Genomic DNA, 27000 nt, shown 5'->3' on the forward strand with positions numbered 1-27000 from the left:
ATCACTGCTAGAGCGATCCCGGCTCAGTTACTGCCGATATGTTACTCGACTTCTGCCATCGTGTTTAGGTAGGCCCGCTCGGAAATGTCCGTGTAGGCCCGGCTCTTCTCAAGATATTCCTGTTGGGATTTTACAATCTTTGCGGCTTGCTCATTGTTCGCTGCCGCTTCTTTCAGGAGTTTCTCATTGGCCTCGTGCATGGCCTGGAAGATTTCCTCAGGGAATTTCTTGATCTGTACGTTCGGGTACTCTTCCTTGATGTTGGCCCAGGCTTCTGCGTTTGCGTGCTGAGAGTGAACCAGCATGTCGTAGGAGGCTGTGCGCATGGCGACGCGCATGATTTCACGAAGGTCGGCTGGCAGTTCTTCCCATACCTTCTTGTTCACCAGGAACTGCAGCTCCGTGGCGGGCTCGTGCCAGCCAGTGTAGTAATAGTCCGCAATTTGCTGGAAACCGAGACGCAGATCCAGGGAAGGACCAACCCACTCAACCGCGTCAATGGTGTTGCGTTCCAGGGCTGTGTAAAGCTCGCCCGGTGGGATGTTGGTCGGATTAACGCCTACTTCTGCAAACACCTCACCGGCGAAGCCAGGAATACGCATCTTCAGGCCCTGCAGGTCTTCGAGAGTGTTGATTTCCTTGCGAAACCAGCCGCCCATCTGAACGCCGGTGTTGCCACCCGGGAACGACAGCATGTTGTGGGGTTCGTAAACCTCCTGCATCAGTTCCATACCACCGCCGTGGTAGAACCAGGCGTATTGTTCCATCGCGTTCATGCCGAAAGGCATGCTGGTGAAGAACAGGGTGTTGGGTACTTTGCCTTTCCAGTAGTAGGACGCGGAATGACCCATGTCGTACTGGCCGGCCTTGACCATATCAAAGACACCGAAGGGCGCTTTGTGCTTGTTTGACGAGTCGATGCGGACCTTCAGGCGGCCGTCGGACATTTTTTCGACAGTTTCAGCGAACCGTTTGGTGGTGTCACCGAAAATCGGGAAGTTGGGCCCCCAGGTCTCGGCCAGGCGCAGGGTAAACGTGTCTTGAGCGAGGGCTTGTGTGGAAGCAAAGGTAGTTGCTACAGCCAGCACAGCCGCGGATAGAACAGAACGGATCTTCATTGCTCTTCTAGCCTCTTTTGTCGTTGTTGTGTTGAGAGCCTCTCCCTCTGTCAGGGAAAGTAACTCCTAATTCTAGTTCAAGTTATCAACAAACGTTAAGAAACGGAATGAAAAACCCGCCTCTGTACGACCTAGGTCTTACGACTTTCTCCCGCTGGTCAGTGTGAGGCAATGTTCCTGGCCAGTACCATGGCGGAGGCGCCATCGCTGATAGTGGACACCGGATGGCGATACTCGACCAGCACCTTGAGGATGTCGCGGGTAATTTGCCGGTGCTTCTCAACCGCGCTGCACAGTTTTCACGTGGACTGTGTACATGTGACTTAAGTCTCTGATTATCATTTGAAGTTCAGGAAGATTTGAATAAAGGACGTGTATACACTCTGGGGCCTCTTTAATATGTATAGAACGGCGCTCGTTTGTACACATCCGGACTCTCGGTTGCGCTTTTCAACTGAGCCAGCGATTTTCACATCGGTAGAACCGCTGCGCTCAACAAATGACCCGCATTGAAATGCAGCCTCAGCATACGAATTCGCATAGTTTTTTTGAGTTCCCCAAGTTTTGTTCATAGGTATAGTGTGAGGCAGGAGATCGCATGGAAAGGTTTTGTCAGGAAGATAGACGAGGTGGCGAGTGCTTTTTACTCATGCGCGCGCACCCTTCAGGTAGGCCTGAGGATCATGGCCATTCAGCTTCGCTGACTCGATCAGGGTCATGTCGGCAGCAGCACACTGACATTGGAAAGCGGACCTTTTTGCCGAGACCGAGCGGGCTTTTTAGGGTGCCCTGAATAGGCATTCAGGATGTGCGCTTCCTGTCCCGGCGTGAAATCTGACATGGGCGCGCCGAGCACGTCGAAGGCCGAACCAAAGAAGTCCCGAAACGGAACATACTCACCGAAGGGTACCAGGTGGCGTTTGTAGTAAAGGCCTGAGGGATCGGAGAGGCTCGCCACCGCATTGTAGGCACGACCCTCCGATTCACGTACCGGGACGCCAATCAATAACGAGGTGCCTGCTTGATCGGCTAATACCTTAAGCTCAGCAAGATATTCCTTGGCCTGGTCATGCCACATCGGGATTGCCGATTCTGGCCAGATAACGATATCGGCCCCGAGATGCTCTATGGTAAGCGCCTGATAGCGCTCAAACGTGATCTCCCGGTAGTCCCGATCCCATTTCTTGTCTTGCTTGAGGTTTCCCTGCAAGAGGGCGACATTAATTGGGTCTGCGGCTGGTTGCGTCCACTCGCGATCCAGCAGCTGCAAGCCGGCGAAGGTTGAGACTATAACACTGCACCGATTACCGCAGCACCGCGCAGGCTTGGCGCCAAGACAATCCACGCAAGCCCAGCAGCGAAAAGTGCGACGAGAAAGCTCACGCCAAGCACGCCAAAGACAGGAGCGATAGTCGCAAGTGTGGTGTCGGTCTGGCTGTAGCCGATAAAGAGCCAGGGAAAGCCAGTTAAGAACCAGGTACGCATCCATTCACTCAGCACCCATGCCGCCGGCAGCCCTATCCAGAGCGCGATTGTGTCCATCTCAGGGCGCAGTCGGCGCACGAAATACGCAACGCCCCATGGAAAGAGAGCGAGCAGGGAAACAAAGGCCGCCGTGGCTAAAACTGCCACCACGGGGCCATTGCCATACTGGCTGATGCTGATATAGACCCAAGAGACACCCACGCCGTAGTAGCCAAGGCCAAAGAGGTAGGCAGACCACAGCGCTAGCAATCTTGAAGATTGCGCGGTCAGAACAAAAAACGTTGCCAGAGCGATCACCGCAAGCCATGCCCAGCCCACAGGGGCAAACGCAAGCGACATGGCACTCCCAGCAAGCAGAGCCATCAGCCCGGCAGAAGTGGCTGCTAGCGCACACTCGGGTACAACCGGAAGCAGTCAGGCACTGGCATCCTGTGCGGATCTTTTCAGTTTGCCGGCCCACCAACAGGACAGGTCGTCGAGGAGTTTATAAGCCAGCGGCACAAAGACCAGCGCCAGGCTGCTCGCCGCGAGCATACCACCCACTACCACCGTGCCGATTTCCTGGCGGCTGGCGGCGCCAGCTCCGCCAGCCACCATCAGGGGCAGAGAGCCTACAACGAACGTAGCGGCCGTCATGATGATCGCACGAAAGCGCTGGCGCGCCGCGTTGAGGGCCGCTGTGGCCGAAGCCATGCCGGTCCGCCGGTTCTGCGCCGCGAATTCCACAATCAGAATCGCATTCTTGGCCGCCAGCCCCACCAGCACTAACAGGCCCACCTGAAAGTAAAGATCATTGGGAAAGCCGCGCAGCAAGCTCGCGAGCGCTCCGCCCAACGCCGCAAAAGGCACTGAGGTGGCCACCGCGAGCGGCAGGGCGAGTCGTTCGTACTGGGCTGCCAGAATCAGAAAGACCATCAGTAAGCTCATGAAGAAGGCACCGGTGGCGCTGTCAGAGACCTGATCCAGTTGATAGGCTTCGCCAACCCAAGCCATTTGAGTATCCGCGTCCAGGGGGAGCGAGGCAGACACTTCTTCCAGAGCCGTTTTGGCCTGACCGCTGCTGTAACCCGGCGCTGGATTCGCCATTACCCGTATGGCCGGGTAGCCGTTGAATCGCGTCAGCAAATCTGCACCCCGGCTTCGCTCCAGTGAAACCAACGAACTCAGCGGCACCATGCTGCCATTGTCGCTACGGACAAAGGCGTGGCGGAGATCCTCAGGCTGGCGCCGGTACTCGCTTTCTGATTGCAGATAAACTCGCCATAGTCGGCCCAGATACGAGAAGTCATTGATGTAGCGGGCGCCAATGGTGCTTTGTAACGTGTCATAGATGCGGGAGACGGGTATGTCCATGGCCTTGCTTTTTTCCCGGTCCACCACGGAATGGTATTGAGGAACACGGGCTTCAAACATGGCGTTAACAGCGGCCAGTTCGGGGCGGGCGGCCGCGGTCTCTCGCAATGCGCCCGCCACCTTTTCCAGCAGGGCTACGTCGGTATCGCCCCGCACTTGCAGATAACCTTCTACGCCGCCCGTCAGCGACAGGCCGGCAATCGGCGGCGGTGTAAACGAGCGCAGGTTGGCTTCCTGAACGCTGCTGCCCAGACCGCGCACCCGCTCAGCCACCGCAAAGGCGCTTTGTTGCTGATCGTTGCGCTGGTTCCAGTCCTTCAGGCTTACAAAGCCCCCCAGCGCATGGCTGCGCATCACACCGTTGACCAGGTCGAAGCCGGCGAAGGAAATGTAGCTTTCAACTTCATCCATGGCCATGATCTTCTGAGAGAAAGCATCCCGCACCCCCTCGGTGCGCGGCAGCGACGAGGCGGGCGGCAACTGCCCCAGCACGCGCACTACACCCTGATCTTCCGCCGGCAAAAGCCCGGAGGGCAAACGATCGGTCAACAGCCACGTAGCACCAAAGAAGAACAGCAGAAGGATGAGGCCGGTGCGCGGGCGTTCCAGCAGCCCTCTTACCACCGCGGTGAAGCCGGCCGTTAACTTGTCGAAGCCGCGATTGAAGGCGCGGAAAAATTTGCCGGGCTCAGTTCGCTGCGGGCGAAGCAGCAAGGCGCACATGGCAGGAGTCAGTGTCAGCGCCACCACACCGGAGATAACTACGGACACGGCTATAGTGACGGCAAACTGACGATACAGGCCGCCGCTCAACCCTCCCAGAAAGGCTACCGGCGAGAATACTGCCACCAGCACCAGGGTGGATGAAAGCACTGCGCCGCTCACCTGCCCCACCGTTTCGATGGCGGCTTCGCGCGCATACATGCGCTTCTCGGTCATCAGGCGTTCGACGTTTTCCATGACAATAATGGCGTTGTCCACCACGATGCCAATGGCCAGAACAAGCCCGAACAGAGTGAGCATGTTCAGGGAAAAGCCCAGAGCGAGCATGCCGGCGAACGTGCCGATCAGGGACACTGGAATGGCCGCCACCGGGATCAGCGTGGCGCGAAAATTCTGCAGGAACAGGTAGGTCACCAGCACCACTAGGGCGACGGCCACCAGCAGCGTGATGACCACCTCGCGAATGGACGTTCGCACAAATTCGGTGGTGTCGTAGGCAATGGTATATTCGAGATCGGCCGGAAAATTTTGCCCGAGGTCCTGCAACGCGTCCCGAACCCGGTCGGCGGTGTCCAGTGCATTGGCTCCGGACTCCAGATAGATCTGGAAGGGCACTGCGGGCGAGCCATTGAAGGTGCCGGAAAAACTGTAATCCTGGGAGCCCAGTTCCACCCGGGCGACATCCCCCAGGCGCAGGTTGGAGCCGTCCGCCAGGCTGCGTAGTACAATCGATTCGAACTGCTCAGGGGTGGTGAGCTGACCTTCACTGGTGACAGTGAAGGTAAAGGGCTCTTCCTCACTATCGGGCGGGGAGCCCAGGCGGCCGGTGGCGTATTCGGCATTCTGCTCCCGCAAGGCGGCGGCCACGTCCTGGGTGGTGAGTTCATGCTTGGCGAGTCGGGCCGGATCGAGCCAGATTCGCATGGCGTAGTCCTGCAGGCCGAACAGACTGGCATCGCCCACGCCTTCGATCCTCACCAGTTCGTCCAGCATGTTGAGCAGCGCATAGTTGCTGATTTCCACCATGCCCATGCTGTCGTCGGGCGAAGTAAGCACACCCAGCAGGAGAATATCGGTGGAACGCGCCTGCACGCCCAGGCCCATGTCGCGCACAACCTGGGGCAGGCGCGGGGCCGCTGCCTGAACCCGGTTGTTTACGTTGATGGTGGCCTGATCAGGATCAGTGCCGATGTCGAAGGTCACCGTAAGTTTCAGGGTGCCCGTGTCGGTGCTGGTGGAGTCCATATAGATCATGTCCTCCACGCCGTTGATTTCCTGCTCCAGCGGAGAGGCCACCGAGTCCGCAACCACAGCGGCACTGGCGCCCGGATAGGAAGCGGTGACCACCACCTGGGGCGGCACCACGTTCGGGTACTGCTCAAGTGGCAACAGGCGTAAGGCGGCTAACCCCGCCAGAATAATAATGACCGAAATTACGGACGCAAAAATGGGGCGGTCGATAAAAAATCGCAGCATTACAGGCCCGCCTGTGCACGGGTGCGGGATTGCTCCCTTTGCGCATGGGCCCGGGACGGAACTGTTTCGACAACACTCACCGACCTGCCCGGCCGGAGCGAAACCTGACCGTTTACCACCAGCTGATCCCCGGCGGCGAGCCCAGCGGTTACTACCTGCAAGCCTTCAACGACAGGCCCTAATTTCACCGGCCGAGACCTGGCCATTTGCGCGTCGGTGGCATTATTGTTTTCGACGGTAAATACCCGAGGCCCCGCCGGGCCCTCAGTGACGGCTTTCGGATCGATGAGTACAGCATCCCTGAAAGTCCGCAGGGGTAGTTGCAGTCGCACAAATTGGCCCGGCAGCAACTCACCCTCAGTATTTGGAAACACCGCGCGCATCTCGACACTGTCGGTGAGAGGGTCGATGCGGGCGTCGGTATAATTCAACTGGCCCGCATGGGGGAAGACTCGTCCACGATCCAGAAGCAAGCCGGTTTCCACCGGTCCACCAGACCTGCCTGCAAACGCGGCCTGATGCATGGCGGCATCACCGGAAGGCAAGGTGAAATAAACGTGAATAGGGTCGCGCGGCGTGATGGTGGTCAGCAGGGTGCCGGCTTCCACCAGACTGCCTGCCGCGAGGGCCTCAAGCCCAGCGACGCCTGCCACGGTCGCTTCTACCTGGGCATAGTTCAACATTCGCTTCGCGTCATTCTCGGCTACCTCAGCTTTCTTTAGCCGAGCCGATGTCGCCTGCAGTGCGGTCTCGGCCTTGTCCCTGTCGTACTCACTGCTCACCTTGCGGGCAAACAGCTCCTGCTGGCAACGCCATTCCCGCTCCGCATTACTGTGCTCCGCCCGAACCTCGGCCAACTCCGCCTCGGCCAATTCCAGTGCCAGGGAGTAGGACTCCGGATCAATCTGAAACAGGGTCTCGCCCTTCTGGACAAGCTGCCCCTCCTGGTACAAGCGCTTTTTTAGAACGCCCCCCACCTGCGCACGCAGTTCCACGGCGCCAGGACTTCGCACCCGGGCGGCGTATTCGCCGTACTGCACCGCGTCGCCGGTTTCCACGACAGCGACGGTCACCTCTGCGCCAGATGTTTTCGGTTCGGATGTGCTCGACTCGGTGCCGCAGGCGCCAAGCAGCATTGCAGCTGCCAGAACAACAAGCCCTGACAACCAGCGAGAAAAGACCGATGGAAAAAACAGATGCACTAGCTTCATTAAAACCGCTCCGGGGACAGGCGAACCAAAAAGGCTGGCAAGTCAACCACGGGATTATTAAGGCGGTATTAAATGCACCTCAGCTAAAAGCGTCTGGCCAGCACATCCCATCTAGCCACTTCAGAGAACTCTTGGTAATGCCAATTCCCAGTCCATGCCGCCGCGTGCATTTTCCTCTGCGTGAAGGCGACCATTGAATTGCTCGGCAATGGATTCCACGATAGTCAGCCCAAGCCCATGCCCTTGTTCAGGCGCTCGAATGTTTTGTTGTCCATCGACGTGCTCGCTGGTTGACGGGCTATGGCCTCCATCGCGAATGATAAGCCTGACCATATCTCGATGATTCGACACCTGGCAGGAAACGGTCAGCTCCACCGGCTGGTCATGGCTGGAAAATTTCAAGGCATTTTCAAGCAGGTTCCTTACCGCGATAACCACCAAAGGGTGTGGTGCGTTCACGAGAATGTTCTCTGTTTCCAGATTCTGTTTTACTCGTTCTCTCCCCGGCATATCCACAAGCGCCTCGCATATGGCGATGCTTACCGAACAGGGCTCAAACTCGCGCCAGTCATCCCGGCTCTCCAAACGCGCCAGCATCAATAACTGCTCGGCGACATTCTGTAGCCGTTGCACGCCCGTTTCCGCCCTGGCCAGAGCCAGTTGCTGCTGTTCCCCGTCGATGCGACGGGCTACTTGCAGGTGGGTTTTAATTCCGGTTAAAGGCGTCCGGAACTCGTGGGCCGTATTGCTGGCAAACCGCTGTTCGCGGATCACTGTGCGCTCGACACGCACAAACAGGAAATTCAGTGTGTTGACGATGGGCCTGAGTTCGGCAGGAGCGCTCCCAATTGAAAGCGGCTTGAGGTTCGCGGGTTCTCGTAACTGAAGTTCGCGAAACAGCTTTTGCAGCGGCTCCAGTCCCCGGCGCACTCCCCACCAGAGGACAACCAGGCTACCCAGCAAGGCCAGGGAGAATGGCACTACCATCACGAGGATGATGCCGTTTTCAAGTTGTCTGCGCTCTGTAACCCGGTCAGCAGTCGTTATCTGCAGGCCATCCTGCTCCAGGGTGTAAAGCCGCCACTTCTCCCCGGCAACGGTGCGGGTGGTAAAACCAGGCTTTGCATTCGACAGGGAGGCACCGCGTGGGCCGGCGGTCTGCATCAGGATTTCGCCGGCAGCAGACCGAATCTGACACGCGACGCCCTCACTTAAGGGGGACATCAGTAATGGCTCCCTGGATACCTGAGAGAACGGCTCGGGCTGTTGAGAGATCAGACCGGCAACCATGTTGGCTGAAGCGGCGAGGCGCTGATCCAGCGTTTCCGATACCTTGTTTCCCAGATGCAGGTACATCAACATTGCCACGGTCAGCCAAAGTATGATCAAGGACAGACTGAGCATAGCCAAGAGGCGGCTACGGAGACTCATGCTTTTGTGCCCCGGAACCGCACGGGTGGACCCAATCGGAAACCAACCCCACGCTCAGTGATGATCAGTTTTTTACCGAATTTTTTTCGAAGATGATGGATATGAACGTTCAGGGCGTTGCTTTCGACTTCGGTATCCATCCCGTAAAGTCCATCTTTCAGACGCTCTTCACTCAATACCACCCCACGAGCATTGAGGAGCTTTTCCAGTAACGCCAATTCCCGCCGGGACAGTTCTACCGGTTCGGCGGCAAGAAAGACCTCCCCCGTCGAAGGGCGCAGTGTCAGATCGCCATGACAAATCTCTGACACGACCCTCCCTGCGGCTCGCCGTACTAGGGCATGCAAGCGTGCGGCGAGCTCGTCAAGTTCAAACGGTTTGAGGACATAGTCATCGGCTCCGGCTTCAAGCCCTTCGATCCGACGTTGCACCGCATCCCTGGCGGTGAGGATCAGTACCGGAGTGTGCACATCTGCAGCTCGCCATTGCGCCAACACCTCTAGCCCGTCTATATCGGGCAGCCCGAGATCCAGAACAACCACGTCAGGATTGAACTGCTTCAGCGCATGCTGCGCCTCCCGACCGGTTCGAACATGATCGACCACACAATGATGAAGCTCCAGCCCGGCCCTTAAACCGGATGCCACAAGTTCGTCATCCTCCACCATTAAAACGTGCACATTGACTCCCTCAGTTGGATTGCTCCGCAGCACTTTATGGTGTGCGTGGGTATTGAGCAATACGTAGAGACTGACGGTGATTCAGATTGACATCCGAGATTGTGGCTGAGCAGAGTACATCTGCATTTCGTTCCGGTCAGCTCTTAATGTTGACTTAATTCGGCTGGTTGACACTCGCGTTCCGAAAAAACAGACGGTTGGACAATTCATCCAATCAGGGGACTAGTGAGTGGGAATCTTTAGAGGGTAATCCCCCCGAAAAACAGCGGTGGCTAAAACGGGGTCAGGGTCATTAATGACATTACTAAGCTGACAACGGTTCACTACTAGTTCATCTGGAACGGCGAAGAGATCAGTTCAGTGAACAAATTCACACGGACATAAGGCCTTGGTACTACTAAAGAGCCTGCAGTACCAGGCCAAAATGGCGTCGCGGCTGATCTAATCACCACCCAAAGCGGCTTTTTCCTTTTCAAGGTAAACGCGATAGGCGTTGGCCTTGTTAAACGCATCGAACGCCGGCAAGTCGTCGTAGCGGGACCAGTCCGTTTGTTCATAGGCATCCTCGAATGGAATCCATGCTTCAACCGCTCCACCCATACGGTCCCGAACATACGCCAGATAGTCATAGGTGAAGTTGAGGGCCTCCATGGCATTTTCCGATGCCTTGCCATGGCCGGGTATCAAAATTCGGGGCTTCAGTTTCCGGACCTCATCAATGGCGCTCATCCAGTTACCGGTGTCCACCTCAGAGCTGGCGAGGTATGGAACCCGGTCATTCTGGATAATATCGCCGGAAAACAGAACACCGGCGGGTTGCACCATCATCAAGCTGTCATCCGGGGCATGGGCAGGCCCCGCATGCATGATACGGAACCGGTAATTGCCGGATTCCAGCGCAGTTTCCTCCCGAAAGGTGACATCAGGGGCGACTAACCTGGTGCTGTCATCTACCCAGGGTGAGAGTGCCTGTTTACGCTGGTTCAGGCGTTGCGCCGCCTCCGGGCTGTTGATATAGCGACTGGATGACTCCTGGGCAAAGACCTTCGCTTTTGTCTTCTCTTTGAAGGCTTGAAGCCCGTAAACATGATCCGCATGATAATGACTGATCACTACGTGAGTTATGGGTAATTCCGTCATCTCGCGTATTTTATCAATCATTGCTGCACCAAGGCTCGGTGTTCCCAGGGCATCGAACACCACCACTCCCTGGTCGGTGATTACAAATCCGGCATTGGCCGTAAAGCCTTCATTCTGCTTTCCCGGTACCCCGGAGTGGCCGGAAAAATAGTAAACATTGTCTACGCTCACTGGTTCCGCCTCAAAAGGAATCGATAGTGGCGGATACTCAGGCGAGGATCCGGCCTTGAGTGTTCCCGACCCGAGCAATATTGCGGCTAATATTCCGACAAATCTAACACTGAAAAAAATGTTTTTTGCCCGCATTCTGTTCTCTCCTATCTTTTTCCACGCTGCATTAAGTGCCTGCATTGGCGGTGACTAATGTCGACTTATCCGCACTCCAAAGACTATTTTTCGAGCGCAGGCCCTACGAAGTCCAACGGCAAAGCCACTTGCAACTTGGCTGTGAGGGGGCTATAAATTTGTTATATCCTTATAAAAAAACAAAAAGACTGGCCTTTAGTCTCTGCACTGAAGTGTCGGCCGACTTTCCCGAGAGGGAATCGAAAGAGGAGAACAATAATATGCTTGGCAAACCTCGCCGACTCAACCGGGATGTGTCAAAAGCGGTCCTTGAAGAGTCAGAACGCTTACCCTCGGCAGAACGCAGACGTTTTCTCAGGAATGGTCTGTTTACCGCAGGTGGCGCCATGGTTGGTGGTGCGCTCGCAGGCATTGCCCCGAAGGCCCTTGCGGCGACACAGTCTCCACCCGAGATTCCATCGTGGACCCGAACTCTCGGGGCGGGTGTGGTTGCCGACCCATACGGTGTTCCCTCTCCGTTCGAAAAGGATGTCATCCGTCGTAATGTGCCCTGGCTGACCGCTGACAAAGTCTCGTCAATCAGTTTTTCGCCACTCCAACACCTTAAGGGAATCATCACTCCAAATGGTCTTTTCTTCGAGCGCCATCATGCCGGACGACCGGAAATCGACCCCCAGCAGCACCGACTGATGATTCATGGCCTTGTAGAGCGGCCGATCATACTTTCAATGGAAGATCTTCAGCGATTCCCCAGCGTTTCCCAGATCAATTTTATTGAGTGTCCGGCCAACGGCGGCATGGAATGGCGTGGCGCGCAGCTCAATTCGCTGCAGTTTCTGCACGGCATGGTGAGTTGTGCCGAATGGACCGGTGTTCGGCTCTCCACGCTGCTTCAGGAAGCCGGCATCAAGACTGAGGGCAAGTGGTTGTTGGCGGAAGGTGCTGATGGTGCCGCCATGACCCGGAGCATTCCGCTCGAGAAAGCCCTTGACGATGTCATTGTGGCCTATGCCCAGAACGGAGAGGCGCTGCGTCGCGAGCAGGGCTATCCCATCCGCCTGGTCGTGCCGGGCTGGGAGGGTAATACCCATGTTAAGTGGCTGCGCCGGCTCGAAGTCGGCGACAAGCCGTGGATGCAGCGTGAAGAAACGTCCAAGTACACGGATCTGATGTCGGATGGCACAGCCCATGGCTTCACCTGGGTTATGGAAGCCAAGTCGGTTATTACATCGCCGTGCCCCGAAATGCCGTTGCGTGGCAAGGGTATTCATCAGATTGAAGGGCTCGCATGGAGTGGCCGCGGCAAGGTGAAAGCGGTCGATATTTCTGTCGACGGCGGCCAGAACTGGCAGCAGGCGCAGTTGCGGGAGCCGGTAATGTCCAAATCGCTCACGCGGTTCTCCCTCGAGTGGAAGTGGGACGGCAACCCCGCGCTGCTGCAATCCCGGGTTATTGATGAAACCGGATATGTGCAGCCGACCCTGGCTCAGCTCAAACAGGCCCGTGGCACCAACTCGATCTATCACAAAAATTCGATCCAGACCTGGAAGGTCAACGCAGACGGAGGTGTGGTCAATGTCCAGCTTTCCTAAGACACCACACCTGCTCGCTGGTGCCTGTTGCGGCATTCTTCTGGCTTCACTGCCTGTTATCGGTTCTGCGGAACAGGCCGGGCATTACGGCTATGGCGAATCCGCTACGGATGAACAGATCGCTGCCTGGGATATCGATGTTCGCCCTGACGGTATGGGGCTGCCCGAGGGCAGTGGTAGCGTCGATGAGGGCATGGCCGTTTACGAGACTTACTGTTCGTCCTGTCATGGAGCCTTCGGAGAGGGCATGGGGCGAAACCCCAAGCTGGCCGGCGGCGACGGCAGTCTTGGCCAGGACCGTCCGGAAAAGACGGTGGGAAGTTACTGGCCTTACGCCTCTACGCTCTGGGATTACATCCACAGAGCCATGCCCTTTTTTGCACCTCAATCGCTGTCGGATGATCAGGTTTATGCGCTGACCGCCTATGTCCTCAATCTCAATTACATCGTGGAAGGGGACTTCGTTGCCAACAAGGAGACCCTACCGAAGGTGGTCATGCCCAATCAGGATGGTTTCACCTGGGAAGACCCGCGACCGGTTGTTAACAACGAACGCTGTATGAAGGACTGCAAAGAATCGGCGACGGTGTCGGACTCAGCAGCTGGTAAGAACCTGACACCAAACACGACCGGTCCCCTTGATGAGGGCATGACAGAGTAAAGGCTGACCAGGAGCAAAAGGCTCCACAACGCGTGCCGAGGAGGACTACGTGATGCGAAAAGCGTTAATTTCCATGTGCTTGACCACGCTCGCACTGGGTGCCACTGCGCCAGTGTTTGCCGAAACTGCCCAGGCTGACATTGACCGGGGAAAGGAGCTGGCTTTCAGCCGGAAGGATGGTAACTGCCTGGCCTGCCACCAGATGGATGATGGCAAACTGACTGGAAACATTGGTCCGGAACTTGTGGATATGAAATCCCGCTATCCCAACAGGGAAATCCTGTTCAATCGCATCTGGGACGAAACCCAGTTCAACCCGGTGACGGTGATGCCGCCATTCGGACGACACATGATCCTGAGCAAGCAGGAAATAAACCGAATCGTCGATTACCTGTATACGCTCTAAATGCGGAGGAGAAGTTACCGTGACTGACCAAAGGCGAAGAGGCTTTTTGAAGGGGATGCTCGGTGTTGGAGTTGCCGGCTTTGCGCTGGGTTCCGGCATGGTGCCACTAAGAGTCGAGGCGGCAACCGCACCCGATGCGTCCGACTGGCCGGAGAAGGCGTTCGGGACTCCCGGGGTGGATGAAACCATTGCTGAACTGTATGGGATGGAAGCGACTGAATCAGATCAGATCACCATGGATTTGCCAACCATTGCGCAGAACGGCGCCGTGGTGCCCGTGTCTGTCGAAACCACACTCCCGAACGTAACGGGCATCGCGTTGCTGGTAGCCAAAAATCCGAATGCCCTGGCGGCCTATTTTGATATTGCCGGGGATGCACTGCCATTCGTATCGAATCGCCTGAAGATGGCCGAGACGACAGATGTGGTAGCAGTCGTGATTTCTGACGGCAAACCGTACAAGGCAACCCAGAATGTGAAAGTGACCGTTGGCGGCTGCGGCGGCTGACAGCTAACCGGACAGGAGAACAATAATGGCGTCCAGTATCAGAGTTCGTGCAGTAGAGAGCGACGGTGTGACATCACTGAAAGCCCTGGTTCGACACCCTATGGATTCAGGTTTTGTAAAGGATTCGGCGGGTGATGTTATTCCCGCCCATTTCATCCAGGTTCTGACAATTTCCCATGGCGGCAAGGATGTATTTGTTGCCAACTGGGGGCCGGCGGTATCCAAGGATCCATTCCTGGAATGTCGGTTCAAGGGAGCGAAAAAAGGTGACGAAATCACTATCAGCTGGATCGATAACGAGGGCGAGAGCGATTCAACCACTGCAACGATCACTTGAGGATTGTCGGCCGACCAGGTGCGCCCTGGATCGCCGAAGAGGAGGATTGAACATGCTTAAAGCGAAATTCATTCTGATCGCTCTCGGAGCAGCACTGGCCGTGCCCCAGGCACTGGCAGGGTCGACCCCTGATGAAGACCGGAAAGAAATGGCTGAATACTTCAAGCAGATGTTCCCGGACGTGCCTTTCGAGGACTTCGTGAACGGGCAGTACGCGCTGAACGACGATCGCCGCAAACAATGGGAATCCATGCAGGACTTTCCACCGTACGAGTTCGCGGTTGCCGAAGGTAAGGAGCTGTTCGAGACGCCGTTTGCCAATGGCAGGACCTACGCCAGCTGTTTCGAAAACGATGGCATCGGTATTCGCCAGAACTATCCCTTTTTCGACACGGAAAAGAACGAAGTTATCACCCTTGAACTCGCCATAAACCGCTGTCGCGAAGCCAATGGTGAGGAGCCCCTGGGCTGGAAGAAGGGGGCGATCGCGTCAATTTCCGCTTATATGGCGTCCACCTCCCAGGGCAAGCCCATCAATATCAAGGTCCCGGACGATCCCGATGCCATGACTGCTTACCAGGACGGCAAGGAATTCTATTACAGCCGTCGGGGCCAGTTGAATTTTTCCTGCGCAAGTTGCCATGTCCAGAATCCGGGCAAGTGGATTCGGGCAGACTTTCTGTCTCCGACAGTTGGGCAACCGGCAAACTTCCCGGTGCACCGTGCGAAGTGGGGTGAGTTGGGCACGTTGCATCGCCGCTTTGCGGGCTGCAATAAAAATGTGCGGGCAGAACCCCTTGCAGCGCAGAGTGAGGAATACCGCAATCTCGAGTATTTCCTGACCTACATGAGCAATGGTCTGCCAGTTGTCGGACCGGCAACTCGTCCATAGTCATAAACAGAGAGGGAGAATCACAATGAACAAGCCTTTACTGACAATCGGTATCTCGCTTGCGCTTTCTGTACCGCTGACAGGACAGGCGGGGCCCAAAGAGGACTTCAATGATGTCTACTCGAAGGCCCAGAGCATGCATCAGGATGCTGGTACCTTTCAGTGGACCGTCACCGCGGACCGATTGAAGGCGGCGAAGTCTGCTGCCGACAATGGCGATTATGAAAAAGCCGAGTCCATGGCCCGCGAGGGCCTGAAGCTTGCTGAAAAATCTGTCGCGCAGCGCGAACGGCAACAGCAGGAGGAGGCCTGGCGCAACGTCGCCATAGGACATTGACTTCGTGTGCCGAACCTTGCCAGTTTGCCCTGCGCGGAACCGGGCAAACTGGCTCACTCTAATAATTATAGAGAAAAGGAGAGTGCAGTGACAATTTCCCGTAGAGACTTCCTGATGGCAATGCAAGCGGCCGCTCTGGCTGGGCTCGCCCCGAAACTTGCTTTGGCAAAAGGCGGCGAGGGACTGTACGACGCACCGAAGTTCGGCAATGTCCGGTTGCTTCATCTTACAGATATTCATGCCCAGCTGTTACCAGTTCATTTCCGTGAACCCAACGTGAACCTGGGAATTGGCCCCAGCAAGGGAAGGGTTCCCCACTTGGTCGGCAGTCACTTCCTGAATCATTTCGGACTTCCCGCGGATACCCGGCGCTCCCACGCATTTACCTATCTTGATTACACCGAGGCAGCCCAGGAATACGGTAGTTTGGGTGGTTTCGCCCATCTCAAGACCCTCATTGATCAACTGCGGGAGCAGGCGGGTGCCGGTAACTCACTGTTGCTTGACGGCGGCGATCTCTGGCAGGGCTCCGGTACCGCATTCTGGACCCAGGGCGAGGACATGGTGGAAGCTAGTAACCGACTTGGCATCGATATCCTGACAGCGCACTGGGAGTTCACCTACCCGGAGCCGCAGATTCGAAAGAATCTCAACGCCTTCCAAGGAGAGTTTCTGGCCCAGAACGTCTTTCTCTCTGACGAAGCCATATTCATGGGCGTGGAATCCTACGACGAGGCCAGTGGACGGGTTTTCAAGCCGTATACCATCCGCGAACTGGGCGGTAAGCGCGTTGCGATCATCGGCCAGGCCTTCCCCTATACACCGATTGCCAATCCGTCTTATTTCATTCCGGACTGGCGCATGGGAATCCGGGAAAACGAGATGCAGGCGCTGGTCAACGAAATCCGCGAAAACGAAAAGGTCAATGCGGTCGTGGTGCTTTCCCATAATGGCATGGACGTAGACCTGAAAATGGCAAGCCGTGTGACCGGGATCGACGCCATCCTGGGCGGTCACACTCATGACGCGGTACCACAACCCACCGAAGTTACGAACCCTGGCGGCAAGACCCTGGTAAGCAACGCCGGTACCAACGGTAAATATGTCGCGGTACTGGATCTGGATATCGGCAGTAACGGCGTCCGGGGGTACCAATACAAGCTATTGCCTGTTTTTTCAGACCTGATCAAGCCCGATGCTGCTATGAGCAGTTTTATCCAGGAAGTCCGAGCCCCCTACATGGACAAACTTGGTGAAAAACTGGCCATCACGGACGACCTGCTTTATCGGCGGGGCAACTTCAACGGCACCATGGACCAGGTGATCTGCGACGCCCAGAGAAAGGTGCTCGACGCCCAGATTTCCCTGTCACCCGGGTTCCGTTGGGGTACAACTGTTCTGCCGGGTGAGCACATCACCATGGATGACATTATGAACGCCACAGCCATTACCTATCCGGAAACCTATGTCCGGGAAATGTCAGGCGCCGACCTTATGCTGATTATGGAGGATGTGGCCGACAACCTGTTCAACAAGGATCCCTATTACCAGCAGGGAGGTGACATGGTGCGTGTCGGTGGCATGGATTACACCTGTGATCCGACAGCCAGCATGAACAATCGAATTTCGGACATGCGCCTGGATAACGGCCAGCGGATAGAGGCCAGCAAAATGTACAAGGTCTCGGGTTGGGCCACAGTGAACTCACGGGCACCCGGCCCGCCAATCTGGGACGTTGTTGCTGAGTACCTGAAGTCAGAGAAGACAGTCAGGATCGACAAGTTCAATACACCAACCCTCAAGAATGTAGCCGGTAACCCCGGAATTGAAAACTACGCAGGATAAATGATGAACAGGAATCTCTTTGCTCAATCCAGAGCAGCAGTGTTGGGCCTGGCGCTCCTGGTAGCGGCGGGCACCCTTCACGGGGAATCGCTGAACAAGAGCAAGCCATTCGCCGAGAAATTCCTGCTTCTTCAACTGAGTGACGATAAAGCGGAGAAGCAAAACATGGTACTCAGTGTCGCCGCCAACCTTTTGGAGCACTATGGTCTGGACGCGATTGATATCGAGATAACGACGTTCGGACCAGGTGTGCGCCTGATGTACGCAGACAACAGTCGGCGGGAAAGGATCAGTAGCCTCATGGCCCAGGGCGTCCGGTTTAGCGTGTGCATGAACACCATCAATACCATCGAGAGACGCACCGGAAACCGTCCGGAACTCCATCCTGAAAACATCCCGGTCGACGTGGGGGTCGCCCATATCCTGGACGAGGTTGAAAAAGGCTATGTGCTGGTTCGCCCATGATCGTCTGACCCCAAAAGGAACCCCGTCATGAAGACCAAGCTGTCGAAGTCCCTTATAGTTGCATCGGCCCTTGCTGCTACCGGTATTGCCGGAGCACAGGAGAGTGCCCAGCCAGTGATGGTGGAGATCAAACGACTGTCCATGGATACCGCTCTGACCATCGCGAAAACTGCAATTGACACCTGCCGTGAACAGGGCGTTCAGGTCTCCGTCACTGTGGTGGACAGGGGTGGGCACCCTCAAGTGGTGCTGCGGGATGTACTCGCCATGGACCTCTCTCTCGAGGTCAGCTATCGAAAGGCCTACACCGCCATGACGTTCACCAGCCCGACCTCGGCTCTGGAAGATCGCTTTACCAGGCCATTTTCCGTCGGCAAGGTCGAGAAGGTGCTGCTCTCTGCCGGGGGAATACCCATTCAGGCAAGCGGTGAAACCATTGGGGGTGTTGGCGTGAGCGGTGCACCGTCCGGCGAAACAGATGAGAACTGTGCCCGCGCGGGTGTTGCTGCCGTGGAAATGGATCTGGAAATGGCGTCTTTCTGATTGTATTTATTTTAAATATACATCGAGATCATTATGTTAAGGCGTATAGTGCAAATGTTCTCTCTATTATTTCTGCTTCCCGCCCCGGCTTTGGCAGTGTATCCGGATGCTGTCCAGGTATTGGTTGATGAGGGTCTCAAGGTGGAAGCCAGTTTCGAGGCACCGGGAGGAGTGAAAGGCTTTGTCGGTCGAAGGAACGGACACCCGGTCTCCCTTTACCTCCTGCCGGATGGCGAGCATGTCGTCATCGGTAGAATGGTCGACGGTTTTGGCCAGGACCTCAGCGCTAGTCACATCAGGAAATGGCTGCCCAAACCGGATTTGACCGGAGCCTGGCAAAAGCTGGCGGATGCGGCCTGGGTGTCGGAAGGTCCCGGAGACGCCAAACGTATTGTATATGTTTTTACCGACCCCAATTGCGGCTACTGTGTGACCTTCCGTGACAGGGCTCAGCACTATCTGGAACGGGGCATAGAGTTGCGGCATATCATGGTTGGCATCATTCAGCCCTCGAGCCTGGCCAAGGCGGCCAGCGTGCTAGGCGCGAACGATCCCGTCAGTAAACTCGATTTCCACGACAAACAGTTCCCGCGAGACTGGCTGGAATCCGGGGAAAATGTACCTCAGGAACTGCGGAAGCTAATCCGGAGCAATAACCGACTGATGGAAAGTCTCGCGGTAGCAGTAACACCATCGGTGTTTTATAAAGACCTGGATGGAGACGTACGCAAGATCGTTGGGCTACCGGATGACTCGGCGTTATCCGAGGCAGTTTTCAGGGCTCCGGAATAGTGTCGCTATTGGCTCCGGTGTGTTCGGAACAAGGAGAATAACAATGGCGTTTAGAGGGTTGTTACTGGCTCTATTGATGTTTCCGGGATTGGTCAATGCCAGCAAAAGCATGCCGGATCACCTGGAGCTCACCCGGGTATCGGATCGGACTTACTCGGCCATAGGAGCAACCGGTCCCGGGACGTACGAAAACCATGGCCACAACAACAATCTCACTTTCATCATCACGCAGAAGGGCGTTGTGGTGTTTAATGGCGGTGACAGTTACCTTCTGGCGAAGTCCTTTCACAATTCGATTCGCAGCATCACCGACAAAGACGTCAAATACGTGGTCAATGAAAATGCCCAGGGTCACTCAATGCTGGGTAACAGCTACTGGCGCGATCAGGGTGTTCCGATCATCGCCCAGAACGAAGCAATCGAGGAGTTCAAACATGAGGGCAAAGCCAAGCTGCTCTCGATGCAAAACAGAAACAAGGACAAAGCCAAAGGCACCTATGTTGCGGTACCCGATATTGGCTTTGAAGACCGGCACGACCTCGATATGGGCGACGTAAAGATCGAGCTGCATTATTTCGGCCCGGGGCACGCACCGGGTGACCTGGCCCTCTGGATTCCCCAGGAAAAACTGCTGATCACCGGAGACCTCGGTTTCCACCAGCGTTTGTTGGCAGTCTTTGAGGATACTGATACCGGCTCATGGGTGGAGTCTTTCGACAAGATGACAGCGCAACTGGATCCGAAGATTGTAATTCCCGGCCACGGTGAGCCGACCACTATTGATGTGGTTACCAAGGAAACCCGCGGATATCTCGTGTTCCTGCGTAACGCTGTGAGAGAAATTCTGGAGCAGGGGGGTGGGTTGGACGATGCCTATAACATCGACCAGTCCCAGTGGTCCTATCTTGATACCTTTGAAGAGCTTGCTGCAAAGAATGCAGGGCGCGTCTATCAGGATCTGGAGTTTGAGTACTTCTGACATCAGCCGAATCTTCTGAACGGAAGTGGAATCCAGCGATCTTCGCCACCCTTTGGGTTCTGACAATCAGGCTGTTTTGAGCTTGCTGTTCGTTGATTCTGGTGCGGAGATCAGAGCTTTCCAGGCGTCATAGGTGCTCAGGAAAACCTTGCCAGTGAGCTCGTCACAAAAGTGAGTGCGTCGCAATCCATCCATGACAGGGCCTTTCACTTCACACAAGTGCAGATTGATGCCCATAGCTTTCAGTCGGCCGTTGATGGCTTCAAGACTTTCCAGTGCTGACGCATCGATGCTGTTAACGGCCTGGCAGGCCAGAACGAGGTTCTGCGTGTTCGGGCGTTCGGCAGTCAAAGACAGTATGGTCTCCTCCAGGTATCGGGCATTGGCAAAATAGAGGCTTTCGTCAACTCTCAGGATTATTGTTTTCTCGTCAGTCTCGACCTCGTGGCGCTTTACGTTTCTGAAATGCTCAGACCCGGGAAGCCGCCCCACCACCGCACTGTGCGGGCGGCTAGTGCGGTAAAGATAAATGCCAATGGACAAACCCACACCGGCAAGAATCCCGGTTTCCACGCCATGGACCAGCGTGAGGGCAATGGTGGCAAGCATCGCCGTGGCGTCTGCTTTGGAATAGCGAAAAGTGCGGCCAATGGCTTTGAAGTCGATCAGAGTGCTGACTGCAATCATGATGGTCGCGGCCAGCGTCGCCTTTGGGAGAAAGGCCAGCACCCCTGTCAGTGTGAGCGTGGCAATAGCAATACCAAGTGCAGTGAACATGCCGGCAAGCGGAGTCTGGGCGCCGGCTTCAAAATTGACCACTGAGCGGGAAAACCCGCCGGACACCGGTGAGCCACCGCTGATGCCCGCACCGACGTTGGCCAGACCCAGGGCAATCAGTTCCGAATTCGGATCCACTCTTTGGCGTCTTTTGGCAGCCAGCGTCTGGGCGACTGATACTGACTCCACGAAGCCGACCAGGCTGATCAGAATGGCTGCTGGTATCAGAGTGGCCCATATCTCTCTTTCCATGGGCGGAAGGCTGATGCTTGGCAGGCCACTCGGAACCTGGCCGACAAGATTGACGCCCTGGGCACCGACGTTGAAATACCAAGCCGCGGCTGTCGTAGCGATAACCGCCGAAACAGGCGCGGCTTTGGTAAGAATGTCAGCCAGTCTCGCCGACAGGCCAAGGCGCGTTAGCCAATTCTTGAGATAACGACGGCATAGGAAAAGATACAGAAGCGTCCCACCACCGATGAACAAAGTTATGGGGTTGAATGATCTAAGCCCACCGAGCAGGTTTTCTCCCATCTCGAGGAGGTTGTGGCCGCCACCCTGGATGCCGAGGATATGACCGAGCTGGCTTGCACCGATGAGAATGCCGGAGGCAGTAACGAATCCGGAGATCACCGGATGGCTCAGAAAATTAGCGATAAATCCTAGCCGAAGGACACCCATGGCAAACAGGATCAGACCTGACAGCGTGGCCAACACAAGGGCAGCGCCCACATATTCCGGAGAGCCGGTGGCGGCTATCCCTCCAAGGGCGGAGGCCGTCATCAGGGACGCCACCGCAACCGGCCCGACAGCCAGGGTCGCACTGGTACCGAACAGGGCGTAGACCACCAGCGGAATCATGCTCGCGTACAGGCCAACTTCGGGCGGCAGCCCTGCCAGAAGGGCGTAGGCCAAGGCCTGCGGAACAAGCATCAGCGTGACGATGACCGCTGCAAGGCCATCACTGATCAGCGTGTCAGCGCGATAGCCTTTCAGCCAGTCAACGATTGGCAGAGCTGAGGCAAGTTTCTTCACGGTCGCTCCTTACTCAACTGACCCTGCTCAGGATTGGCGCTCTGCTGGCTTAGCCAACCATTCGCGCCCTTTCAGCATCCCATTCCAATAGATCCAGGGAAGCTGTTTGGTTTTTAGAAACCAGGCCTGTTTCGTTGCTTTCGTACCATCGTTAACCCATTTGGGAAAAGTTGGTTGCAAGGCCCCGCCATATCCAAACTCAGCAAGCACGATGCGCCCCCTCTCGACGGTCAGAGGACAGGAGCCGTAACCGAGATAGGCAGCACGCAGCGGCTGATCATGAAGTGACGCCAACAGGTTTTCAGCAACAACGGGGGCCTGCTTTCTGACGGCCGCCATTGTCTTGGCATTCGGAGTACCACTGGCATCTCCGAGGCCGAATATGTTGGAAAAATGCGCGTGTTGCAGCGTTTCATGATCCAGGTCCAGCCATCCCCCAGAGTTGGCCAGTCCCGACTTCTCAATAAAGGCGGGGGCATTCTGCGGAGGCACCGCATGGAGCATATCGAAATTGACCTCGATTTCTTCCTGCCCACCTTCTGAGGTTGCCCTTAAAAACGTTGCAGTGCGATTCGCGCCATCAACACTGGCCAGTTGCTCACCAAAACCAACATCGATCCCATAGAGATCAATGTAGTGCTGCAGCGCCGGAACGTAGTCCTCTACTCCGAAAAGAACATTACCAGCCAGACGAAAGGATACGTCGATGTCTTTGAGACGATTTGCCTTGCGCCAGTAATCTGAAGAAAGGTACATGGCCTTTTGGGGGGCCCCCGCGCACTTGATTGGCATCGGTGGCTGCGAGAAAACCGCTTTGCCACGATGTAGCCCCTGCACCAACGACCGGGTGTAAGGCGCAAGATCATAGCGATAGTTCGACGTAACGCCGTTTTGCCCCAAGGTTTCTTCAAGCCCTTTTATGGCTCCCCAGTTCAGCACAAGGCCGGGTGCAACCACCAGGCGGCTGTATCCTACCGAAGCACCATCTGAAAGTGTGACGGTCTGGGCGTGAGGGTCTACCTGTTCGGCCGATTTCTGATACCAGGAGCAACACTCCGGAATAACAGATTTCGTCTTACGCCGGGTGCTTTCCGCAGAAAATACACCGCCGCCGACCAGGGTCCAACCGGGTTGATAATCGTGAGTGTCGCTGGGATCAATAATTGCGATAGCAAGATCTTTCTGACGCTTCAACAGACTGGCTGCGACAGTAACGCCAGCTGAGCCTGCGCCGATAATCACAACATCGTATCGTTTAATCTGTGTGGTGGTGGTACTTGTATTTGGAGCAGACATTATTGTTGGTCTCCATATGCCGAGGATTGATTCTTATTTGGGGTGAACTCTTACCTAACTCTCCAGAATGTCTTTGACCAGCTGCGGGTCATGGCCCGCAGCCTGGGCGGCATCAAGCAACATAGTGACGCTGCATTGCGGATCTTTCGCCTTGCTCTGGGCCCACATATGTACAGCCCGACGTCCGGTCCGACAGAACCCCAGGACCGGGGAAGCCGAGTTTTCGAGCGCTTCGCTGAATGCGTCGACGTCAGCTTTGGAATACTCTCCTGAAGGAACTGGAATGCTCACCCATTCAAGGCCCTGACTTTCTGCCGCCCTGGCATAAACCAATGCGCCCTCATAATCATCCTCGCCCTCACGGCGATGACAGATAACAGCCCCAAATCCCTGTTCTTTAATTCTGGCCATGTCTGCCGGTTTTACGGTATCGGCAACGGCGAACCCTGATTCAAGGAAGTGAATTTTCATTGCGGACCTCCGCTTAAAACTGGTTGATCGGAATTTTCAGGTAAACCTGTCCGTTATTTTCGGACGGCGGCAGCTCCCCAGCTCTCATGTTGACCTGAACGGCCGGCAGTATCAGTCGAGGCATTCCGAGCTTCGCGTCACGCTCTGAGCGAAAAGCGACGAAATCGTCTTCACTCATACCTTTACCCACATGGATATTGCTGGAACGTTGTTCGGCGACAGTCGTCTCATGAATAAACTCATCGCGTTTTCCTCCTGCTCCGTAGTCGTGACAGAGAAAAATGCGGGTGTCCTCAGGGAGTGACAGCACTTTCTGAACGGACTTGTAAAGCGTGTGGGCATCGCCACCCGGAAAATCGCAACGAGCCGTTCCCGAATCTGGCGCAAAAAGCGTGTCACCGACGAACGCAGCATCGCCAACTACGTAGGTTAGACAGGCCGGCGTATGTCCGGGCGTGTGAAGAACGCTCGCCTCAAGATTTCCGATCATGAACGTGTCGCCCTCCTTAAACAGATGGTCGAACTGGCTGCCATCCCGGGCGAAATCGGTTCCGGCATTGAAAGCTTTGCCAAACACTTCCTGAACGACAGCGATCTTTTCACCAATGCCTGTTTTTCCACCGAGACGTTCATGGAGGTAGGGTGCAGCAGACAGGTGGTCAGCGTGCACATGGGTTTCTAAAACCCATTCCACACTCAGGTCATTGCTTTGAACGTACTCAATAATTTTGTCAGCGGAGCGGACATCGGTCCGGCCCGCGGCATAGTCGAAATCCAGCACAGAATCGATGATCGCGCAGGCCGAGCTATCAGGATCCTGAACGATGTAGCTGAATGTGTTTGTAGGCTCGTCAAAGAAATGCGTGACCAGCGGATGTTGCATGGCGTCACCCTCGTCGCAAAGAGAATTGATCTGATTTCAACATATCAGATTTTGTGTTATAACGATAGAACGTTCAGTTATATAAAGTAATAGACGCTATAGATTTCAGCAATCTCTCCGTATGTACCTGTTATTGAGGAGTAAAATTAACTTCATGGTGGAGTGGTGGAACTTATCGGCACCATAAGGGACTCAATGGCCATTACCCGAATATTCCCGGAGGACAGAGCCCCCTATGCAATTACTGCTGATTGAAGTCGATGAACTGGTTGCTTCCGGCCTGGTCGCGGGACTTGAACTGGATGGGTTTGTGGTAGACCACGTGAGCAACGGTCGGCAAGCGAGCCACGCAATGAGTCTCTTTACCCCGGATGCGCTCATTCTGGATCTCGGACTGCCCGATGCTGACGGTATGGCCATGCTTCGACAGTGGCGCTCCGAGGGTCTCAATGCTCCCGTCCTGATCCTCACCGCGCGTGATGCGCTGAATGATCGTGTGACTGGCCTTGAGGCGGGCGGCGATGACTATGTACTCAAACCTTTCGAACTGGATGAACTGGTCGCCCGCCTTCGTGCACTTGTGCGCCGTGCTGCCGGCCGGTCCGTCTCTGAAATTGTCCATGGCGACTTGATCGTACGCCCCTCAGAGGGTGAAGTACGCCTATGCGATCAACCTGTGAGGCTATCGCGTCGCGAATTAACATTACTGGAAAAGTTCCTCAATGCCCGTGGCGCCGTGCTTACTGAGGATCAGCTTAAAGACAGCCTCTACGGTATGACCACCAATGTGGAAAGTAACGTGCTGAATGTGCACATCTATCACTTGCGCAAGAAGCTGGGGCGCGAGCTGATCGAGACGGTGCGCGGCGTCGGGTATCGGCTAGGGCCGCCGCTAAGCGTATCGGATCAGGCAGCGTCATGAGTCTGCAGCGTCGCCTCCTGTTACTTCTGGGTAGTAGCTTTGTTCTATTGTGGTTGTCGGCCGCAGGGTTGCTCTATGTTGATCTCGACCGTCAGGTCTCCGAGACACTGGATCATCGCCTGGCCGCATCTGCGACCATGGTGGCTGGACTGATCGCACGGCAGCCCGAGCTGTTGACGGCGCCCGCTGACAATCCGCTGCTGGTCGAACCTGAAAGCGAAGGCGTCGCCTGTCAGATCCGGTCAGCCGGGGGGCAAGTGCTGCTGCAGACAAGTGGCGCCAAGAACTTGCTGACGAAGAAGGCCAGCACCGGGTTTGATACGCGCACAATCGGCGAGACGCAATGGCGCCTTTTTACGCTTAACCATGAAGGTGTACTCATCACGACGGCCGACCGCATGACCGAACGCTCCTCGCTGCAGAATGGCATTATTATTGTGATGGTTGTGCCTTTTGCGCTCGCGTTGGTCGGCAGCCTGCTGGCGCTGTGGCTGGGTGTGAGGCAGGGGCTGAGCCCATTGAAACGCCTGTTTCGGGCTCTCGATAGCCGCAAACCGGCCAACCTTGAGCCAGTGAACATCGGTGAGGCACCGGCGGAGCTCAAGCCAGTCGTAGAGACACTCAACAACCTGTTTGTCAGGGTAGACCGTGCCGTGCGCCGAGAGCAGCGCTTTGCCAGCAATGCAGCCCACGAGTTTCGTACGCCCCTGACCGCTATCAAAACACACTTGCAGGTAGCCCAAAAAGTTCAGGGCGAGCGACAGCAGCAGGCGTTAATTAATGCCGAATACGGAGTTGGCCGCTTGCAACGGGTTACTGAACAGCTACTGATGCTGGCTCGTCTTGAGCAAGGTAGCGAATGGCCTGGCGCAGCAGAGTCCCGCGTCGATCAGGTGATCACGGAGGCGACAACCGATCTGCCACAGGCCACTCGGCTGAAGGTTGAACCGGGTACGGAGAATCCGGTAATGGCCGTGCCGCAGGTCTTGGCGGGTGTGGCTGTGAGAAATCTCATCGAGAACGCGCTGAAATACTCTGCATCGGACCGCCCTGTTGAACTGCGGGCATTCAGAGGCTCTGAACATGTAACCTTTGTCATTCGTGACCATGGCCACAACGATCAAGCTTCTGAACGGGCTCAAATCAACGGAGGGACGGGAAGCAGCGAGATCCGTGGCCATGGCTTGGGGTTAACGATCGTCGAGACCATTGTTTCAAGATTCTTGGGGAGCCTTGACGTCCAACACAATGCGGCGGGGGGGCAGGACTGGATTCTGGAGTTCCCGGTGGAGGGCTGAAATGATGCGCCGGTACCTGAATTTTTGCGATCAAGGCC

General features: G+C 55.9%; 27 protein-coding genes. 14 read left to right on the forward strand and 13 right to left on the reverse strand.

Annotation, left to right across the window (positions count from 1 at the left end; translation table 11 throughout):
• Window positions 1–41: 41 nt before the first annotated feature.
• From R1T46_RS06505 to R1T46_RS06545, 9 genes are all read right to left on the reverse strand, one after another.
• Window positions 42–1118 carry a TRAP transporter substrate-binding protein gene (locus R1T46_RS06505; protein ID WP_036211050.1) on the reverse strand — a complete coding sequence of 359 codons (1077 nt, stop codon included), beginning with the start codon at window positions 1116–1118 and terminating at the stop codon, window positions 42–44.
• Window positions 1119–1765: 647 nt separating this feature from the next.
• On the reverse strand, window positions 1766–1837 hold the full coding sequence (locus R1T46_RS06510; protein ID WP_317308272.1) for a transposase domain-containing protein: 72 nt from the start codon (window positions 1835–1837) through the stop codon (window positions 1766–1768).
• Window positions 1834–2388, reverse strand: coding sequence for a nitrilase-related carbon-nitrogen hydrolase (locus tag R1T46_RS06515; protein WP_317307738.1), 555 nt, complete (start codon window positions 2386–2388; stop codon window positions 1834–1836). The genes R1T46_RS06510 and R1T46_RS06515 overlap by 4 nt, the downstream gene beginning before the upstream one ends.
• 17 nt (window positions 2389–2405) lie before the next feature.
• Window positions 2406–2942, reverse strand: a complete 537-nt coding sequence (locus R1T46_RS06520; RefSeq protein WP_317307739.1) for a hypothetical protein — start codon at window positions 2940–2942, stop codon at window positions 2406–2408.
• Window positions 2943–3017: 75 nt separating this feature from the next.
• Window positions 3018–6155, reverse strand: coding sequence for a multidrug efflux RND transporter permease subunit (locus tag R1T46_RS06525; protein WP_317307740.1), 3138 nt, complete (start codon window positions 6153–6155; stop codon window positions 3018–3020).
• The gene (locus R1T46_RS06530) at window positions 6155–7366 is read right to left on the reverse strand and encodes an efflux RND transporter periplasmic adaptor subunit (RefSeq protein ID WP_317307741.1); all 1212 of its coding nucleotides are present in this window, start codon (window positions 7364–7366) and stop codon (window positions 6155–6157) included. Before R1T46_RS06530 ends, R1T46_RS06525 begins: the two co-directional genes overlap by 1 nt.
• 120 nt (window positions 7367–7486) lie before the next feature.
• Window positions 7487–8797, reverse strand: coding sequence for a histidine kinase dimerization/phospho-acceptor domain-containing protein (locus tag R1T46_RS06535; protein WP_317307742.1), 1311 nt, complete (start codon window positions 8795–8797; stop codon window positions 7487–7489).
• Window positions 8794–9477, reverse strand: coding sequence for a response regulator (locus R1T46_RS06540; protein WP_317307743.1), 684 nt, complete (start codon window positions 9475–9477; stop codon window positions 8794–8796). Before R1T46_RS06540 ends, R1T46_RS06535 begins: the two co-directional genes overlap by 4 nt.
• Before the next feature lie 441 nt (window positions 9478–9918).
• On the reverse strand, window positions 9919–10788 hold the full coding sequence (locus tag R1T46_RS06545) for an MBL fold metallo-hydrolase (protein ID WP_317307744.1): 870 nt from the start codon (window positions 10786–10788) through the stop codon (window positions 9919–9921).
• A gap of 395 nt (window positions 10789–11183) precedes the next feature.
• Here R1T46_RS06545 and soxC point away from each other — a divergent pair, with 395 nt between their 5' ends.
• From soxC to R1T46_RS06605, 12 genes are all read left to right on the forward strand, one after another.
• Entirely contained in the window at window positions 11184–12515 is a 1332-nt protein-coding gene (gene soxC, locus R1T46_RS06550; protein ID WP_317307745.1) for a sulfite dehydrogenase, read from the forward strand.
• Window positions 12499–13176 carry a cytochrome c gene (locus R1T46_RS06555; protein ID WP_317307746.1) on the forward strand — a complete coding sequence of 226 codons (678 nt, stop codon included), beginning with the start codon at window positions 12499–12501 and terminating at the stop codon, window positions 13174–13176. The genes soxC and R1T46_RS06555 overlap by 17 nt, the downstream gene beginning before the upstream one ends.
• Window positions 13177–13228: 52 nt before the next feature.
• Entirely contained in the window at window positions 13229–13582 is a 354-nt protein-coding gene (gene soxX / locus R1T46_RS06560; RefSeq protein WP_051947063.1) for a sulfur oxidation c-type cytochrome SoxX, read from the forward strand.
• A gap of 19 nt (window positions 13583–13601) precedes the next feature.
• Entirely contained in the window at window positions 13602–14090 is a 489-nt protein-coding gene (gene soxY / locus R1T46_RS06565) for a thiosulfate oxidation carrier protein SoxY (RefSeq protein ID WP_317307747.1), read from the forward strand.
• 25 nt (window positions 14091–14115) lie between these two features.
• A complete protein-coding gene (gene soxZ / locus R1T46_RS06570; RefSeq protein ID WP_036210664.1) occupies window positions 14116–14427 on the forward strand; it encodes a thiosulfate oxidation carrier complex protein SoxZ in 312 nt (103 codons plus the stop codon).
• Between the two features lie 52 nt (window positions 14428–14479).
• On the forward strand, window positions 14480–15319 hold the full coding sequence (soxA, locus tag R1T46_RS06575) for a sulfur oxidation c-type cytochrome SoxA (RefSeq protein ID WP_317307748.1): 840 nt from the start codon (window positions 14480–14482) through the stop codon (window positions 15317–15319).
• 25 nt (window positions 15320–15344) lie between these two features.
• Window positions 15345–15656 (forward strand): hypothetical protein, encoded by a 312-nt coding sequence (locus R1T46_RS06580; RefSeq protein WP_317307749.1) that lies wholly within the window; start codon window positions 15345–15347, stop codon window positions 15654–15656.
• 87 nt (window positions 15657–15743) lie between these two features.
• Entirely contained in the window at window positions 15744–17501 is a 1758-nt protein-coding gene (gene soxB / locus R1T46_RS06585) for a thiosulfohydrolase SoxB (protein WP_317307750.1), read from the forward strand.
• Between the two features lie 3 nt (window positions 17502–17504).
• Window positions 17505–17966, forward strand: a complete 462-nt coding sequence (locus R1T46_RS06590) for a hypothetical protein (RefSeq protein ID WP_317307751.1) — start codon at window positions 17505–17507, stop codon at window positions 17964–17966.
• A 27-nt stretch (window positions 17967–17993) separates the two neighbouring features.
• On the forward strand, window positions 17994–18509 hold the full coding sequence (locus R1T46_RS06595; protein WP_317307752.1) for a heme-binding protein: 516 nt from the start codon (window positions 17994–17996) through the stop codon (window positions 18507–18509).
• 54 nt (window positions 18510–18563) lie between these two features.
• Window positions 18564–19301, forward strand: a complete 738-nt coding sequence (gene dsbG, locus R1T46_RS06600) for a thiol:disulfide interchange protein DsbG (RefSeq protein WP_317307753.1) — start codon at window positions 18564–18566, stop codon at window positions 19299–19301.
• Between the two features lie 43 nt (window positions 19302–19344).
• On the forward strand, window positions 19345–20280 hold the full coding sequence (locus tag R1T46_RS06605) for an MBL fold metallo-hydrolase (RefSeq protein WP_317307754.1): 936 nt from the start codon (window positions 19345–19347) through the stop codon (window positions 20278–20280).
• A gap of 66 nt (window positions 20281–20346) precedes the next feature.
• Here the strand turns inward: R1T46_RS06605 and R1T46_RS06610 are convergent, their stop codons facing one another.
• Genes R1T46_RS06610 through R1T46_RS06625 form a run of 4 tightly spaced genes read right to left on the reverse strand, consistent with a single transcriptional unit; the run spans window position 20347 to window position 24742 of the window.
• Entirely contained in the window at window positions 20347–22092 is a 1746-nt protein-coding gene (locus R1T46_RS06610; RefSeq protein ID WP_317307755.1) for a sulfate permease, read from the reverse strand.
• Between the two features lie 27 nt (window positions 22093–22119).
• Entirely contained in the window at window positions 22120–23388 is a 1269-nt protein-coding gene (locus tag R1T46_RS06615) for an FAD/NAD(P)-binding oxidoreductase (protein WP_317307756.1), read from the reverse strand.
• A gap of 54 nt (window positions 23389–23442) precedes the next feature.
• Window positions 23443–23859, reverse strand: a complete 417-nt coding sequence (locus R1T46_RS06620) for a TIGR01244 family sulfur transferase (protein ID WP_317307757.1) — start codon at window positions 23857–23859, stop codon at window positions 23443–23445.
• Between the two features lie 13 nt (window positions 23860–23872).
• Entirely contained in the window at window positions 23873–24742 is an 870-nt protein-coding gene (locus R1T46_RS06625; protein ID WP_317307758.1) for an MBL fold metallo-hydrolase, read from the reverse strand.
• A 235-nt stretch (window positions 24743–24977) separates the two neighbouring features.
• On the opposite strand from R1T46_RS06625, the gene R1T46_RS06630 reads away from it, so the two are divergent.
• Entirely contained in the window at window positions 24978–25664 is a 687-nt protein-coding gene (locus R1T46_RS06630) for a response regulator (RefSeq protein WP_317307759.1), read from the forward strand.
• Window positions 25661–26962 carry a histidine kinase dimerization/phospho-acceptor domain-containing protein gene (locus R1T46_RS06635; protein WP_317307760.1) on the forward strand — a complete coding sequence of 434 codons (1302 nt, stop codon included), beginning with the start codon at window positions 25661–25663 and terminating at the stop codon, window positions 26960–26962. Before R1T46_RS06630 ends, R1T46_RS06635 begins: the two co-directional genes overlap by 4 nt.
• Window positions 26963–27000 lie beyond the last annotated feature (38 nt).

This window comes from Marinobacter salarius (assembly GCF_032922745.1).
Lineage (GTDB): Bacteria > Pseudomonadota > Gammaproteobacteria > Pseudomonadales > Oleiphilaceae > Marinobacter.